This window comes from Blastococcus brunescens, assembly GCF_035320885.1.
GTDB classification, from domain to species: domain Bacteria; phylum Actinomycetota; class Actinomycetes; order Mycobacteriales; family Geodermatophilaceae; genus Blastococcus_B; species Blastococcus_B brunescens.
Window position 1 is genome coordinate 4,182,959 of record NZ_CP141261.1, and the last position, 13,370, is coordinate 4,196,328.

General features: G+C 73.6%; 19 protein-coding genes and 2 pseudogenes. 7 read left to right on the plus strand and 14 right to left on the minus strand.

Annotated features, from left to right (window positions below; all coding sequences use genetic code 11):
- The first annotated feature begins 115 nt into the window (after positions 1-115).
- The gene (mftD, locus tag U6N30_RS28165; protein ID WP_324274871.1) at positions 116-1,348 is read left to right on the plus strand and encodes a pre-mycofactocin synthase MftD; all 1,233 of its coding nucleotides are present in this window, start codon (positions 116-118) and stop codon (positions 1,346-1,348) included.
- Between the two features lie 20 nt (positions 1,349-1,368).
- On the opposite strand, the gene U6N30_RS28170 is transcribed toward mftD, so the two are convergent.
- From U6N30_RS28170 to U6N30_RS28195, 6 genes and pseudogenes are all read right to left on the minus strand, one after another.
- Positions 1,369-1,896 carry a hypothetical protein gene (locus U6N30_RS28170; RefSeq protein ID WP_324274872.1) on the minus strand — a complete coding sequence of 176 codons (528 nt, stop codon included), beginning with the start codon at positions 1,894-1,896 and terminating at the stop codon, positions 1,369-1,371.
- Between the two features lie 160 nt (positions 1,897-2,056).
- Positions 2,057-2,257 (minus strand): hypothetical protein, encoded by a 201-nt coding sequence (locus tag U6N30_RS28175; RefSeq protein WP_324274873.1) that lies wholly within the window; start codon positions 2,255-2,257, stop codon positions 2,057-2,059.
- A 55-nt stretch (positions 2,258-2,312) separates the two neighbouring features.
- On the minus strand, positions 2,313-2,885 hold the full coding sequence (locus U6N30_RS28180) for a hypothetical protein (RefSeq protein WP_324274874.1): 573 nt from the start codon (positions 2,883-2,885) through the stop codon (positions 2,313-2,315).
- Positions 2,886-2,952: 67 nt separating this feature from the next.
- On the minus strand, positions 2,953-3,735 hold the full coding sequence (locus U6N30_RS28185; RefSeq protein WP_324274875.1) for an FAD-dependent monooxygenase: 783 nt from the start codon (positions 3,733-3,735) through the stop codon (positions 2,953-2,955).
- Positions 3,732-3,911 carry a hypothetical protein gene (locus tag U6N30_RS28190; protein WP_324274876.1) on the minus strand — a complete coding sequence of 60 codons (180 nt, stop codon included), beginning with the start codon at positions 3,909-3,911 and terminating at the stop codon, positions 3,732-3,734. The genes U6N30_RS28185 and U6N30_RS28190 overlap by 4 nt, the downstream gene beginning before the upstream one ends.
- 86 nt (positions 3,912-3,997) lie before the next feature.
- Positions 3,998-4,426, minus strand: a pseudogene (locus tag U6N30_RS28195) (FAD-dependent oxidoreductase); the annotation flags it as partial.
- Between the two features lie 118 nt (positions 4,427-4,544).
- On the opposite strand from U6N30_RS28195, the gene U6N30_RS28200 reads away from it, so the two are divergent.
- From U6N30_RS28200 to U6N30_RS28220, 5 genes are all read left to right on the plus strand, one after another.
- Positions 4,545-5,126 (plus strand): alcohol dehydrogenase catalytic domain-containing protein, encoded by a 582-nt coding sequence (locus U6N30_RS28200; protein ID WP_324274877.1) that lies wholly within the window; start codon positions 4,545-4,547, stop codon positions 5,124-5,126.
- Entirely contained in the window at positions 5,126-5,665 is a 540-nt protein-coding gene (locus U6N30_RS28205) for a zinc-binding dehydrogenase (protein WP_324278508.1), read from the plus strand. Before U6N30_RS28200 ends, U6N30_RS28205 begins: the two co-directional genes overlap by 1 nt.
- Before the next feature lie 90 nt (positions 5,666-5,755).
- Positions 5,756-6,649, plus strand: coding sequence for an AAA family ATPase (locus U6N30_RS28210; RefSeq protein WP_324274878.1), 894 nt, complete (start codon positions 5,756-5,758; stop codon positions 6,647-6,649).
- 65 nt (positions 6,650-6,714) lie between these two features.
- Positions 6,715-7,329 (plus strand): vWA domain-containing protein, encoded by a 615-nt coding sequence (locus tag U6N30_RS28215; protein ID WP_324278624.1) that lies wholly within the window; start codon positions 6,715-6,717, stop codon positions 7,327-7,329.
- Positions 7,287-7,652, plus strand: coding sequence for a hypothetical protein (locus tag U6N30_RS28220; protein ID WP_324278509.1), 366 nt, complete (start codon positions 7,287-7,289; stop codon positions 7,650-7,652). Before U6N30_RS28215 ends, U6N30_RS28220 begins: the two co-directional genes overlap by 43 nt.
- 2 nt (positions 7,653-7,654) lie before the next feature.
- On the opposite strand, the gene U6N30_RS28225 is transcribed toward U6N30_RS28220, so the two are convergent.
- The 7 genes and pseudogenes from U6N30_RS28225 to U6N30_RS28260 form a co-directional block, all read right to left on the minus strand.
- Complete coding sequence (locus tag U6N30_RS28225; RefSeq protein WP_324274879.1) at positions 7,655-8,317, minus strand: LolA-like protein; 663 nt, start codon at positions 8,315-8,317, stop codon at positions 7,655-7,657.
- The gene (locus U6N30_RS28230) at positions 8,218-8,760 is read right to left on the minus strand and encodes an MOSC domain-containing protein (protein ID WP_324274880.1); all 543 of its coding nucleotides are present in this window, start codon (positions 8,758-8,760) and stop codon (positions 8,218-8,220) included. Before U6N30_RS28230 ends, U6N30_RS28225 begins: the two co-directional genes overlap by 100 nt.
- Positions 8,691-8,963: a hypothetical protein gene (locus U6N30_RS28235; protein WP_324278625.1), complete on the minus strand. Its 273-nt coding sequence runs from the start codon at positions 8,961-8,963 to the stop codon at positions 8,691-8,693. Before U6N30_RS28235 ends, U6N30_RS28230 begins: the two co-directional genes overlap by 70 nt.
- A 10-nt stretch (positions 8,964-8,973) precedes the next feature.
- Positions 8,974-9,491 (minus strand): annotated as a pseudogene (locus U6N30_RS34750) (XdhC family protein).
- Positions 9,419-10,093 (minus strand): XdhC family protein, encoded by a 675-nt coding sequence (locus tag U6N30_RS28250; RefSeq protein ID WP_324274881.1) that lies wholly within the window; start codon positions 10,091-10,093, stop codon positions 9,419-9,421. The pseudogene U6N30_RS34750 and the gene U6N30_RS28250 overlap by 73 nt, the downstream one beginning before the upstream one ends.
- Positions 10,094-10,108: 15 nt before the next feature.
- Complete coding sequence (locus U6N30_RS28255) at positions 10,109-11,131, minus strand: vWA domain-containing protein (RefSeq protein WP_324274882.1); 1,023 nt, start codon at positions 11,129-11,131, stop codon at positions 10,109-10,111.
- Positions 11,132-11,277: 146 nt separating this feature from the next.
- Positions 11,278-12,135, minus strand: coding sequence for an AAA family ATPase (locus U6N30_RS28260; protein WP_324274883.1), 858 nt, complete (start codon positions 12,133-12,135; stop codon positions 11,278-11,280).
- Positions 12,136-12,659: 524 nt separating this feature from the next.
- Here U6N30_RS28260 and U6N30_RS28265 point away from each other — a divergent pair.
- The gene (locus tag U6N30_RS28265) at positions 12,660-12,890 is read left to right on the plus strand and encodes a hypothetical protein (RefSeq protein ID WP_324274884.1); all 231 of its coding nucleotides are present in this window, start codon (positions 12,660-12,662) and stop codon (positions 12,888-12,890) included.
- Here U6N30_RS28265 and U6N30_RS34755 read toward each other — a convergent pair.
- Complete coding sequence (locus U6N30_RS34755) at positions 12,782-13,363, minus strand: PaaI family thioesterase (protein ID WP_422677991.1); 582 nt, start codon at positions 13,361-13,363, stop codon at positions 12,782-12,784. The genes U6N30_RS28265 and U6N30_RS34755 overlap by 109 nt on opposite strands.
- Between the last annotated feature and the right edge of the window lie 7 nt (positions 13,364-13,370).

Sequence of the window (13,370 nt, forward strand, 5' to 3'; positions counted from 1 at the left end):
TCGACGCCGCCCACTGTGGCGGCCGTCTCACCGCCGGCCGTAGCATGGCACTCAGTGCCATCCGGCGTCGAGAGCCGGATCATCGACCCGGGCGGGTCCACGAGGAAGGTCTCCCATGGCGAACGCTTGGTTCGAGTCCGTCGCCGAGGCGCAGCGGCGCGCGAAGAAGAGGCTGCCCAAGGGCGTGTACGGCGCTCTGGTCGCCGGCTCCGAGCGAGGGCTGACGCTGGAGGACAACCTCGCCGCCTTCGCCGAGGTCGGCTTCGCGCCGCACACCGCCGGCCTGGCCAACGAGCGCAACATGGGCGTCACGGTCATGGGCCAGTCCATGTCCATGCCGGTGCTGATCAGCCCGACCGGTGTGCAGGCGGTCCACCCCGACGGCGAGGTCGCCGTCGCGCGCGCCGCCGCGGCGCGCGGGGTGGCCATGGGGCTCTCCTCCTTCGCGAGCAAGCCGATCGAGGACGTCGTGGCCGCCAACCCGCAGACCTTCTTCCAGATGTACTGGGTGGGCACCCGCGAGGAGATGCTCGCCCGCATGGAGCGGGCGCGGAAGGCCGGGGCCGTCGGGCTGATCGCGACGCTGGACTGGTCCTTCGCCTACGGCCGCGACTGGGGCAGCCCTTTCATCCCGGAGAAGATCGACTTCGAGGCGGCCCGCCGGTACGCACCCCAGGTGCTGGTCAAGCCACGCTGGCTGCTCGACTTCGCCCGGACCGGCACGATCCCCGACCTCACCGTGCCGAACATGGTGGCCAACCCCGGCGACCCGGCGCCGACCTTCTTCGGCGCCTACGGCATGTGGAACGCCTCCCCGATGCCGTCGTGGGAGGACGTCGCCTGGCTCCGCGAGCAGTGGGACGGGCCGTTCATGCTCAAGGGCGTCATGCGGGTCGACGACGCGAAGCGGGCCGTCGACGCCGGTGTCACCGCCGTCTCGGTCTCCAACCACGGCGGCAACAACCTCGACGGCACGCCGGCCTCGGTGCGGGCGCTGCCCGCCGTCGCCGAGGCGGTCGGCGACCAGATCGAGGTGCTCCTGGACGGCGGCATCCGGCGCGGCGGCGACGTCGCCAAGGCCCTCGCCCTGGGCGCGAAGGCGGTCCTGATCGGCCGCGCCTACCTGTGGGGCCTCGCCGCCAACGGCCAGGCCGGCGTCGAGAACGTGCTCGACCTGCTGCGCGACGGGCTCGGTTCGGCGATGGTCGGCCTCGGCCGCCCGAACGTCTCCGACCTCAGCCGCGACGACCTCGTCGTCCCGGCCGACTTCGAGCGCCAGCTCGGCAGCGCCGCCGTCGACAACGCCCTCCTGGGCACCTCACCCGCGCGCCGCCGCCGCGAGGCCTGAGACGCCGCGGGTTCCTGCGTTCAGGGGCGCGGTCCGGTGTCCCCCAGGAGGACCGCCCGCCGCCGCAGTCGGCGGCGCGTGAACGGATGGGCGACGGCCATGCCGGTCCAGGCGGCGACCGCCCACCACCACCAGGCGCTGTCGGTGAGCGCGAGGTAGAGGGCCAGGACGGCCATCAGGGCGAAGAACGGGGACGCCCAGCGCCGTTGACGCTCCATCGGCTCGAGCTGGGCGCGGAGGAGGTCGTGCGCGGCCTGGCGCACGACGGGATCCGAGGGCACCGGTCCGCGCCAGCCGGCCCGCCGAACCTCCCGCGACAGACCGCCGGGCGAACGCGCTGCGAGCTCCCGCGCGCCTCGCCACTGCCGGTGCGTCACGGGCCCCATCATCGCGCCGAAGAGCACGCCGGCGATGGCGGCCGTCACCAGCGCGCGGGTCCAGCTCTGACCCTCGAGGAAGCGCGACCACACCGCCCAGGAGAGGCCGAAGAACCCACCGAAGACCGCGGCCAGCGCCCAGACCGGCGCATGGATCAGACGCTCGCGCATCCGGAGATCGTGCCGGGCGACGGCGCGTCAGAGCCATCGCGTCACCCGGTCGGGCGTCCGGACGGCGGCCCGGCGCCGCGACGCCCTGCGCGACCGTGCACCCCAGGGTCCTCCGATCCGAGGAGAGCCCGACAGGCGCACAGTCGCGCCCGGCTACCGCTCAGCGGCCGAGCAGGCCGCCCAGTCCGCCGCCACCGAACTTCTTGATCAGGTCCATCGGGTCGATGCCGAACTTCGAGAGCAGGCCGGCGTCCTTCTCGGTGTCGACCTGGTTCGGGAGCTCCTGGTCGGCCTGCTGGGCCTTGGCGTCGTCACCCTGCGAGCGCAGCAGCTGCAGGATCTGGTCCTTGTCGATGTTCATGGCCGCAGCGGTACCCGCGTCGACCGGTGCGACGCGCGTTCGCGCCGGCAGACACTCATGGCCGGAGCAGGTCGGCCCGGCGTCGCAGCCGCCGCGGGAGCACGAACCAGCCGTACACCAGGAGTCCGAGGGTCGCGGCCACCCCGACCCACCACCACGGTGAGGCCTGGACGGCCAGGTTGACCAGCATCGCGACGATGACCAGCGAGCCCACGACACCGACCACCCGGCGACGCCGCTGCTCCGCGAGCGCGTTCTGCGTCAGCGCGTACGCGGCAGCACGGGTCTCGGGATCCTCCGGCACCGGTCCGCGGAGGAACGCCCGCTCAGCAGCTCGCCGGTCAGCTGCCGGCAGCCCCGCCACCGCCTCGGTCCGGCGCCGGATCTGCCCGTGGAGCAACGTCGCCCCGACGATGAACCCACCCACCCCGGCACCGACGAGCCCGGGGACGGCATCGGCCCAGCCGTCCCCGGCGATGACGGCGATTCCGAATCCCGTGCCCAGCCCGCAGCAGAGTCCCATCACCAGGCCGAGCTGCCAGCGTGGTGCACGGGTCAACCAGTCGTTCACCGAACGATGATCACCAGCACCGGACGTCCGGACCAGCCGCACCAGCCGGTCGGGCACGGGAGCCACCCGTCCGGGCGTACCGGGCGCGCCGGACCGCACCCGGCCGGCCAGGACACGACGCCGCTCAGGGCATGACGGAGCCGACGATGCGGTCGGGGCGGATCCGCACCGACGAGGCCCCGCCCAGCCAGTTCCGCAGACCGCCCGACGGGTCCTCGACCCGGAGCTGCGTGCCGTCCGCCCGCCGCACCAGCAGGTCCGCGGTGAGGTCGGCGTAGCCGCTACCGAGGACGTCGTCCAGCCGGCAGCGGCGCCCGTCGACGAGCACCTCGGGCTGCGGGACCAGCGCTCCGGCGAGCCGCCGTCCCGCCCGGCCCCGGCGCTCGACGAGGGGCCCGCGGCGCAGCGGCGGCGTCCGGCTGTCGGTCGCCAGCCGCGCCACCGCGGGGATCCGCCGCACGGCGGCCAGCACCCCGCGGCGGAGGACGTCGCCGCCCCGTCCCCCGCCGGTCATGAGCCCTCCGAGCAGCTGGGCCAGCCGGATCAGGGCGCGGGCGTGCGGCTCGCGCTCGGCCTGGTAGGTGTCGAGGAGGTCGTCCCCGGCCTCGCCGGCCAGGACGGCGGCCAGCTTCCAGGCCAGCTGGTGGACGTCGCGGAGCCCGAGCCCGAGTCCCTGCCCCACGAACGGCGGCGAGAGGTGCGCGGCGTCGCCGGCGAGCAGCACCCGGCCGGAGCGCCAGCGATCGGCGACCTGCGCCCGGAACGTGTACTCGACGGCCCGCACGATCTCGACCGCCGCCGGGTCGACGGGGGTCAGCAGCTCTGCCAGGCGGTCGGGCGCCGTCGCCTCCGCCACGGTCTCGCCCGGAGCCAACCGGCTCTCCCAGCGGTACCGGTCGCCGGTCACCGGCATGAACGTCGCCGGTCGCCGGGCGTCGCACACCTGGTGCACCCCGGCCAGACCGGCAGCTCCACCGGCGAGCGGACGTCGAGCACCAGCCACCGGTCGGCCGGCCCGAGGTTCCGCATCGACGCCCCGACCAGGCCGCGCACCGTGCTGTTGGCGCCGTCGCACCCCAGCACGGCGCCCGCCCGGACGGACCGGTCCGCTCCCCGTCCCGCGGCCGGACGGCGAGCGTCACCCCGCCGTCGGCCTGCTCCAGCCCGACCACCTCGAGCCCACGGCCGACGGTGACGCGCGGGTGCGCGGCCGCGGCGGCGGCGAGGACCTCCTCCAGGTCCGGCTGGTGGATCAGCGAGCCCTGCGGCCAGCCGTGCCCGCCGGCGTCGGGGTGTCGGGCGAACTGGGCCAGCACGCGATGCCGACCGTCCAGCAGCCGCAGCCCGGCGAGAGGCCGGGACCGGGCCAGCACGTCATCGGCGACGCCTGCGGCCTGCAGGACCCGGAAGACCTCGTCGTCCAGGTGGACCGCCCGGGGCAGGGGATACGGACGCCGGTGCCGCTCCAGCACCCGCACGTCGAGGCCGCGCGCGGCCAGCAGCAGCGCCGCCGTCAGCCCCACGGGCCCGGCGCCGACCACGACCACCGGGGCGCCGGACACCCCGCCATCTTCGCCGAGGCCCGCCGTGCGTTGCATCGCGACGGGGCGAACGTTGCATGCCCTTCCGCCGATGTGACGTGCGCCATACGGTGCGCCTCAGGCGTGCGCGTTCGCGCATGCACGAACAGCCCTCGACGAGGAGGCTTCTGTGCCCGTGAACACCCGCGGCGCGATCCTGCGCTCCGCCCCCGGCCAGTGGGAGGTCACCGACCTGGTCGCCGACGACCCCCGCACCGGAGAGCTCCAGGTCAAGCTGGCCGCCTCCGGGCTGTGCCACTCCGACGACCACGTGGCCACCGGCGACATGCCCGTCGGGCACTACCCGTTCCTCGGCGGCCACGAGGGCGCCGGCGTGGTCACCGCCGTCGGCCCGAGCACGCCCGGCTTCTCGGAGGGCGACCACGTCGTCTTCTCGTTCCTGCCCGGCTGCGGCCGGTGCCGGTACTGCGCGAACGGTCAGCAGTACATCTGCGACTCCGGTGCGAACCTCCTGGTGGGATCCCGCTGGGACGACGCCGAGAGCTTCCGCTTCCAGACCTCCGACGGCACCGCGGTCGGCCAGATGTGCGGTCTGGGGACGTTCGCCGAGGTGACCACCGTCGACGTCCGGTCCACGGTCAAGATCCCCGACGACATCCCGCTCGAGGTGGCCTGCCTGGTCGGCTGCGGCGTCGGCACCGGCTGGGGACGGCGGTGCAGGCCGGTGAGGTCAGGGCCGGGGACACCGTCATCGTGATGGGCGTCGGGGGCATCGGCATCAACGCGGTGCAGGGCGCCGCGCACGCCGGGGCCAGCCACGTCATCGCCGTCGACCCGATCGCCTTCAAGCGGGAGAAGGCGATGGAGCTCGGGGCCACCCACTCCTACGCCAGCATCGAGGAGGCCGCCGAGTTCGGCCGCAGCGTCACCAACGGGCAGGGCGCGGACAAGGCGCTGGTCACCGTCGGCGTGCTGAAGGGCGAGCACGTCGCGCAGGCGTTCGAGGCGATCGGCAAGGGCGGACGCGTCGTCATCACCGGCCTCGGCGACCTGACCGACGTGGGCATCCCGATCAACCCCAGCATGCTGGCGCTGTTCACCAAGGAGATCCGCGGTGCGCTGTTCGGCGACCAGAACCCCAGCGCGGACATGCTCAAGATGCTGCGGCTCTACCAGGAGGGCCAGATCAAGCTCGACGAGCTGATCACCAAGCGGTACAAGCTCGACGACATCAACCAGGGGTACGAGGACCTGCACGCGGGCAAGAACCTCCGCGGCGTGATCATCTACGACTGAGCCCGCACCACCCAGGCATAGGAACCTTCACCTCCGTCCAGGAGCGCATTTCCGTAGGTGAAGGTTCCTATGCCCCCGAGCAGGAGGAACGTGACCACCAGCCGGACGGCCGGACACCTCGACGTCGGCGGGATGGTGCGGGTGGCGCGGGAGCGCGTCGTGGCCCGGATCCGCGAGGCCGAGGTGGTCGCCGCAGCCCTCTCCGCCGGCCGGAACGTCATCCTGGAGGGACCGCCCGGCACCGGGAAGACGACGCTGCTCCGGTCGCTGGCCGACGGCGCCGGTGTCCCGCTGGTGCTGGTGGAGGGGAACGCCGAGCTGACGCCCACCCGGCTGGTCGGACACCACGACGCGTCGCGGGTGCTCACCGAGGACTACCGGCCGGAGAACTTCGTGCCCGGCCCGCTGACCCGGGCGATGACCGAGGGAGCACTGCTCTACGTCGAGGAGTTCAACCGGGTCCCCGAGGAGACGATGAACGTCCTGCTCGGCGTGCTGTCGGAGCGGGAGATGCACGTGCCCCGCTTCGGCCGCGTCTCCGCACGCGCCACGTTCCGGCTGGTCGCCGCGATGAACCCCTTCGACGCCGTGGGGACCGCCCGCGTCACGCCCGCCCTCTACGACCGGTCCTGCCGGGTGGCCATGGGCTACCAGGACGAGGAGGCCGAACTGCGGGTGGTCGAGTCGGTGACCGGCGCAGACGCGCACCTGGTCGCCCGGGCCGTGCGGGCGGTCCGGATCACCCGCGACCATCCGGAGCTGCGCATCGGGGCGTCGGTGCGGGGCGCCATCGACACGGTGCTGATCGCCGTCGAGCTCGGCAGGGTGCGCGACACGGCGGCCCTCGAGGAGGAGACCGGCCTCGACGCCGTCCTCGCCGCACTGACCGGGAAGGTCACCCGCGGGGACGGCGTGGCCCGGCCGGTCGAGGACGTCGTCGCCGACATCTGGCGCCGGGCCGGTGAGGAGCTGGGAAAAGCCTGACGCCCGGGAGGCGCCCCCGGGCCGCCGCCACCCCCGGCACGGGCGAGGCGCCGTCGCCGCCGCGGGTGGTCACCGACCCGGCCGAGGTCGAGGAACTCCTCCGCTCCCAGGCTGCCCGGCGCAGCAGCCGCGACCAGCTCGCCCGCAGCAACGCCGACTTCGACGCCGTCTCCCCGCAGGCAGGGAGCCTGGACGCCGCCGCTGTCGCCGACCTGGCCAGGCGCGACCCGGATGCGGCGGCCCGCGTCCTCGCGCAGGCCGCCCGCGCATTCGACCCGGGACTGCGTGCAGCCGCGCGGGCACTGGCCGCCCGGCTCGTGGTCGGTCACCCGCGCAGCGGTGTCCCCGACCGGCCCGGCACCAGGCGCATGGTCACCCGCCGGGAACCGACCGGGTCCGACGTCGACCTGGACGCCTCGCTGGCCGCGCGCGGAGCGGAGCCGCACTGGCGGGCCGAGCACCTGCACACCCGCGGGTGGCGCTCCACCGGGCGGGCGGTGCTGCTGCTCGTCGACGCGTCCGGCTCGGTGGCCGGCGACGAGCTGGCCACCGCGGTGCTGACCGCGTCCGCGCTCGTGCAGCGGTTGCGCCCGGGGACGAACTGGGGGTCCTCGCCTTCTGGTCGACCGCCGTCGTCCTGCGTCCGCTGTCGGCCGACCCCCGGGTCGACGTCGTCGTGAACCGGCTCTGCGACCTGCGCGGCGGCGGCACCACCGACCTGGAGCTCGCGCTGCGGACCGCCGCGGCGCAGCTGGATCGCTCGCGGGCCGGCGACCGGCAGGTGCTCCTGCTCTCGGACGGGCTGGCGACCGAGAGCCCCGACCCGGTCGCCGCCGCCCGGGCGCTGGCCCGGCTGCCGGCGCGGCTGCACGTGCTGGCGCTGTCCGCGGAGGCGGACGCCACGGCGTCGTGCGCTGCGCTCGCCGCGGCCGGTGGCGGCCGGGTCGCGGCGCTGCACCGTCCGTCCGCGGCTCCCGGCGCGGTCCGCGAGCTGCTGGACTGACGTCAGGCGCCGCCCATCATGTCCTCGAGGTCCAGCGCGTCGTCGGGCACGGTGATGTCCTCCGTCTCCCCGAACCGGCTGAAGGTGATGCCGTCGGGGGTGTCGTCGCCGGTCATCCGCAGCGGATACGGCTTCTCGTCGTCGGCGACGGTCAGGGTGCTGCCGTCCTCCTGCTCGACGACCACGACGTCCTCACCGTCGAGCTCGTCGGTGCGGACCTCGTCCCCGAGCGGGCTCTCCGGGTTGCGCAGCTCCTCGACGATGCCGGCCAGGGTGAAGTCGCCGAACTGGCCCGCTGCCTCGCCGGGCAGCACGATCCACTGGTCCTCGAAGAGCGTCGTCATGCCCTCGGGCATCCCGAAGGACGCCCAGAACTCCGGCGACGCCTTGAGGTAGGAGGTGCCGTCGACACTCAGCAGCTCGACCTCGGCCCCGCCCAGCGAGATGGTGCCGGTGGCGTCCTCGCCCTGCAGGTGCAGGTCGACCTCGCCCTCCTGGCCGTCCTGGTCGATCGCCCCGGAGACGTGCACCGAACCGGCGTCCTCGAGGACGTCGGCGGCCGCGGTCACGATCTCCTCGGCGGTCTTCCCCTCGAGCGGGCTGCCGCCGCACGCGGCCAGGAGCAGGGTGGCCGCGATGACGGCGGTGAGCCGGGGGATGCGCATGGTGGAGATCCTGCGGTCCACCGCACCGTCACGAGCGGCGCCCGGGGTCTACGGCGTGTCGCGCGCCTCCGGGGCCGGCGCGTCGGCGCCGGGCGGACCGCCGCGCCGGCCCGCGACGGGTCGAGCGGGACGGCGCAGCGCAGGACCGCCGGGCCGAGCCGGAGCGCACCGTCGGCGAGCGGGGCGCAGCGGATGCCACCTCGGCCCCGAAGACCGCGGTGCGCACCGGGAGCCAGGACGGTGTCCAGCCACGCGCACGGGTTGGCCGGTCGGCCGCCCCGCAGCACGACGGCACCCTCTCCGCAGTCGAGGGTGAACACCTCTCCGCGAAGGGCCTCCACCTCCGTGCCGCGCAGCACCACGTTCCGGCGGGTCAGCAGCGGGTCCAGCGGCCCGGCCCCGAGCTCGGCGGCGAGGGACTCCAGCGACTCCGCTCCCAGCACCGTGACCGAGGCGTCCCGGTGCGCCGGCTTCCCGCGTAGCGGTCGCCCACGATGCCGAACCCCGCCCGGACCTCGAGCCGCTCCCGGCGGTCGGCGGACTGCTCGGGCACCGTGCTGCCCGGGCGGCCGTCGTACCGGTGTTCGGGCGAGGCCAGCAGCCCGACGATCTCGACGGCGTACACGAACGGGAGGTCGTCGCTCACGGGTCCTTCGTCAGCGGTCGGCCGTACGGTGGATCGGGCCCTCGATGCCGGCCAGCCGCTCACCTGTACCGCCCCACCGCCCGGCGATGATCTCCGCGGCGATGGAGACGGCGGTCTCCTCGGGCGTGCGGGCACCCAGGTCGAGCCCGATCGGCGAGGACAGCCGGGCGATCTCGGCCTCGGCCAGCCCGGCCTCGCGCAGCCGCGTCTCCCGTTCCTCGTGCGTGCGCCGCGATCCCATCGCGCCGACGTAGGCGACCGGGATGCGCAGCGCGACCTCGAGCAGGGGACGTCGAACTTCGGGTCGTGGGTCAGCACGCAGAGGACCGTGCGCTCGTCGATCCGGCCCGCGTCCACCTCCGCCTGCAGATAGCGGTGCGGCCACTCGACGATCACCTCGTGGGCGTCGGGGAACCGCTTGGGCGTCGCGAAGATCGGCCGGGCGTCGCACACGGTCACCCGATACCCCAGGAAGGCGCCGACCCGGGCGACCGCCGCGGCGAAGTCGATCGCGCCGAAGACGACCATCCGCGCGGGGGCGCGAAGGAGTTCACGAACAGCGTCAGGTCGTCCCCGCGCCGCTCGCCGTCGTGGCCGACGTGCAGCAGCCCGGTCCGGCCGGCCACGAGCATCCCGCGGGCGTCGGCGGCGACGGCGTCGTCCAGGCGCTGCAGGCCGAGGGTCCCGGACGAGCGGTCGGGCCACAGGACCAGGCGCCGGCCCAGCCGGTCGTCGGGGCCCTTCACCACGGTGACGACGGCGACCGGCTCGTGCCGGTCCACCGACTCGGCGACCTCACCGAGCTCCGGGAAGGACTCGCGCGAGATCGACTCCACGAAGACGTCGAGGATGCCGCCGCAGGTCAGCCCGACGGCGAACGCGTCGTCGTCGCTCACGCCGTAGCGCTCCAGCGTGGGGACGCCGGTCTCGACGGCGTCCTTGGCCTCCTCGTAGACCGCGCCCTCGACGCAGCCGCCGGAGACGCTGCCGACCGCCGTGCCGTCGGGGCCGACGAGCATGGAGGCGCCGGCCGGCCGGGGCGCCGAGCGCCAGGTGGCCACCACGGTGCCCATGCCGACGGTCTCCCCGGCCTGCCACCAGCCGACGAGGTCCTCGAGGACATCACGCACGTTGGATCACCCCTGTCAGGTCCTCGAACGCGGCCATGCTGTGCCCGGCCACGAGGGCGTCGACCGACGGGAGGGCCGCCTGCATCCCCCGGTCAGCGGCTCGTAGCCCGACCGCCCCTTGTGCGGGTTCACCCAGACGACGGCGTGGGCCAGCCGCCGTAGCCGGGCCATCTGCCCGCCCAGCAGCGCGGCGTCGCCGCGCTCCCAGCCGTCGCTGCAGACGACGACCACCGCGCCACGGGCGGTGCCGCGCTGCCCCCAGCGGTCCAGGAACGCCTTGAGCACCTCACCGAGGCGGGTGCCGCCGGACCAGTCCGGGATGGCCGAGCCGCTCGCGGCTAGTGCCCGGTCCGGGTCCCGCAGCCGCATCTCTTGGGTGACCCGGGTCAGGCGCGTGCCGATCGTGAACACCTCGGTGCTCATCGGTCGGGCGCGGACGGCGGCGTGCGCGAAGCGGAGCAGGGCATCGGCGTAGGGCGTCATCGACCCCGACACGTCGATCAGGAGGACCACACGGCGCGGCCGTGCCCGCCTGCGGTGGTGCAGCAGCCGGGTCACTTCGCCACCGCTGCGCAGGGCGCGGCGCACCGTCCGAGCGGGGTGGACGGGCCCTTGCAGGCTGGGCCGCCGTCGCCGGGTCGGACGGATCGGGGTTGCGGGCACGAGCAGGGCGAACAGTCGACGCAGGTGCTCACGCTCGCTCGCGGTCAGGCCGGCGACATCCCGGTGACGGAGCACCTCGTCGGCGCTGGCCTGCACCGTGAGGTCAGGTGCCTCGGTCTCGTCGTCGCCGTCCCCGGTATCGGAATCCAGCGGGGCAGCGGCTGCCATCTGCGGGTCCTGCCGACTCATGGACAGCGGAACCCACGGCTGTTCGCCGGCGAAGTACGCGGCGAAAGCGGCATCGTAGCGGTCGACGTCCTCGGGACCGCCGCAGAGCGTCAGCCGGCCGGCCCAGTAGACGGCCCCCGGGTCCAGGACGCTGAGCGCGCCGATCGCGACCAGCGTCGCCTCGACCCGGTCGGGCGTCGCGGGCACCCCGCGTAGCGGAGAGTCCGGGCGAAGCCGAGGACGGTGTCGACGACGTCTCGCGGCCCGCCTCCGCTCCTGGCCATGACGTCATCACCCACCGAAGAGGACCTCGGGCGCCAAGGACTGAACCCGCTCCGTGTCCTCGCGATACTTCAGCACCGCACCGAGGGTGCGGGCAGCGAGGTCGGGATCGAGCTCGCGGGCGCCGAGCGTGTGGAGGGCCGTCGCCCAGTCCAGGGACTCCGCGATACCGGGGGTTTGAGCAGGTCCAACGTCCGCAACGTCGCCGCCGCCCGGGCGACCTCACCGGCGAGCTGCTCGGTCACCTGCGGGAGCCGCCGGCGGAGGATCGCCACCTCGCGTTCGAAATCGGGGTGCTGCAACCAGTGGTAGAGGCAACGCCGCTTCAGGGCATCGTGCACCTCCCGTGTCCGGTTGGAGGTGAGCACCACGAGCGGCGGGGTCAGCGCACGGACGATCCCGAACTCCGGGATGGAGATCGTGAAGTCGGAGAGCACCTCGAGCAGGAAGGCTTCGAACTCGTCATCGGCACGATCCACCTCGTCGACCAGCAGCACGCTCGGGGAGTCCTCGAGCGCCTGCATCAGCGGCCGCGCCAGGAGGAACCGCCGGTCGTAGAGCGAGGCCTCCAGCTCTTCGGTGTCCTCGGCCGCATGTGCCGCCTCGGCGGCCCGCAAGTGGAGCAGCTGCCGACCGAAGTCCCAGTCGTAGAGGGCCTGACTGGCCTCGAGGCCCTCGTAGCACTGCAGCCGGTAGATCGGGCGCCCGGTGATCTGCGCGAGCGCGTGCGCCAGCGCGGTCTTGCCGACGCCCGCCTCGCCCTCGAGGAACAACGGCCGGTGCATGACCAGCGCCAGATAGGCGGCGGTCGCCAAACCCTGGTCCGGCAGGTATCCCGTCCCTTCGAGGGCCACGGCCAACTGGTCGGGATCGGTGAACCCGGGGTCGGCAGCACCTGCCGCAGCGGGCAGTGCGGTGGTGTTGCTCACAGCCCCAGCATCCCATGTGTGCGCAGTGGGCCACAGGCGGTTCACCGCAGGGCCGACCTCGCAGCGGCTGCTCGCCGTGGGAAGCGGCCGGTGGAGGACCCTGCTCGACGATGTCGGCGCCCACGGGGTGACGACCACACCCAACACGCCGACGGAGGGAGCCCGTCACCGACCAGGAACGCCAGCGGTAGACCCACGTCAGGGTCGTTCCCATTACTTCGCAACTGACCCACCGGTCCAAAAAGGGCCACTTTCATTTTTTAGGGCGGCATGACCAGAGTCATTTCACGCCATTCCTGGAAGGAAAGGCGTCACCGCCCGCCTCGACCGGACTGCGGCCCGCAGACTGCCTACCTGGAAGGACTCCTGCGACGTAGGTCACTCGGCGCCGCCGATTGCGTGCGGAACGCCCGTGGCGCGTGGCAGTTGTCACAGCGATCATGGGCATCTGTTGCGCCCCGACCGCGTTAACGTCATCGAAACGAAAGAAAGACGCCTCGCGCGCGCAGAGAAGAGAGAAGAACGTGACGACCACCTTCACCCGGATGATCGCGAACTTCGGAGGCATGGTGCTGCACTCCGTCCGCACGGCACGGGCCTATGACAACGCCGGCTCCGACGCCGCGCGCCGCGAAGTTCTGCACCGTTACCTCGTTGAGTCGGCCGAGTACCAGCCGACGGTCGAGGACCGCCACGTCCCCGCCGTCGACAACCGCCGCCTGCTGTCGCCCATCAAGGGTCGTTTCGCCGCCTGATGGGCCTCCGGTCTCGGGGTCGGGTCAGGCGACGGTGCTGAACGTCCCCGAGCCACCGCCACCAGCGCACCCCCGGGGTCGTGGATGTGGACATCCACCCGAGCGATCGAGCGGCCGGCCCTGAGCACGGTGGCCGTGGCCACCAGCGCCTCGCCCCGCGCGGCACGCAGGTAGTCGATGCGCAGGTCGATGGTCGGGGACACGCGCCCCGTCCGAACAGCGACGGCGGCATGACCCGCCAGGTCGGCGAGGGAGGCAATGACGCCTCCGTGAAAGGTGTCACCGTCCTCCCGGATGCCCAGTTCGGTTCGGAACGGCAGTCCGACCCGTACCGTCCCCGCATCCGCGTCCGCGTGCAGCGCCTGGGGACGCAGGAGGTCGTGGAAGGGGCACCTGTCGATCTCGGCGCGTAGCCGGGTCAGCGCATCCTCGGTCACCTGCTCCTCCTCCGTCCGTGCACGGCGCGCGGGCACGTTCGCC

Bases quoted from the DNA above. Each gene is read 5' to 3' on its own strand.
- mftD (WP_324274871.1), top strand. From the start codon at position 116: ATGGCGAACGCTTGGTTCGAGTCCGTCGCCGAGGCGCAGCGGCGCGCG.
- U6N30_RS28205 (WP_324278508.1), top strand. From the start codon at position 5,126: ATGGGCGTCGGGGGCATCGGCATCAACGCGGTGCAGGGCGCCGCGCAC.
- U6N30_RS28170 (WP_324274872.1), bottom strand. From the start codon at position 1,896: ATGCGCGAGCGTCTGATCCATGCGCCGGTCTGGGCGCTGGCCGCGGTC.
- U6N30_RS28225 (WP_324274879.1), bottom strand. From the start codon at position 8,317: ATGCGCATCCCCCGGCTCACCGCCGTCATCGCGGCCACCCTGCTCCTG.
- U6N30_RS28175 (WP_324274873.1), bottom strand. From the start codon at position 2,257: ATGAACATCGACAAGGACCAGATCCTGCAGCTGCTGCGCTCGCAGGGT.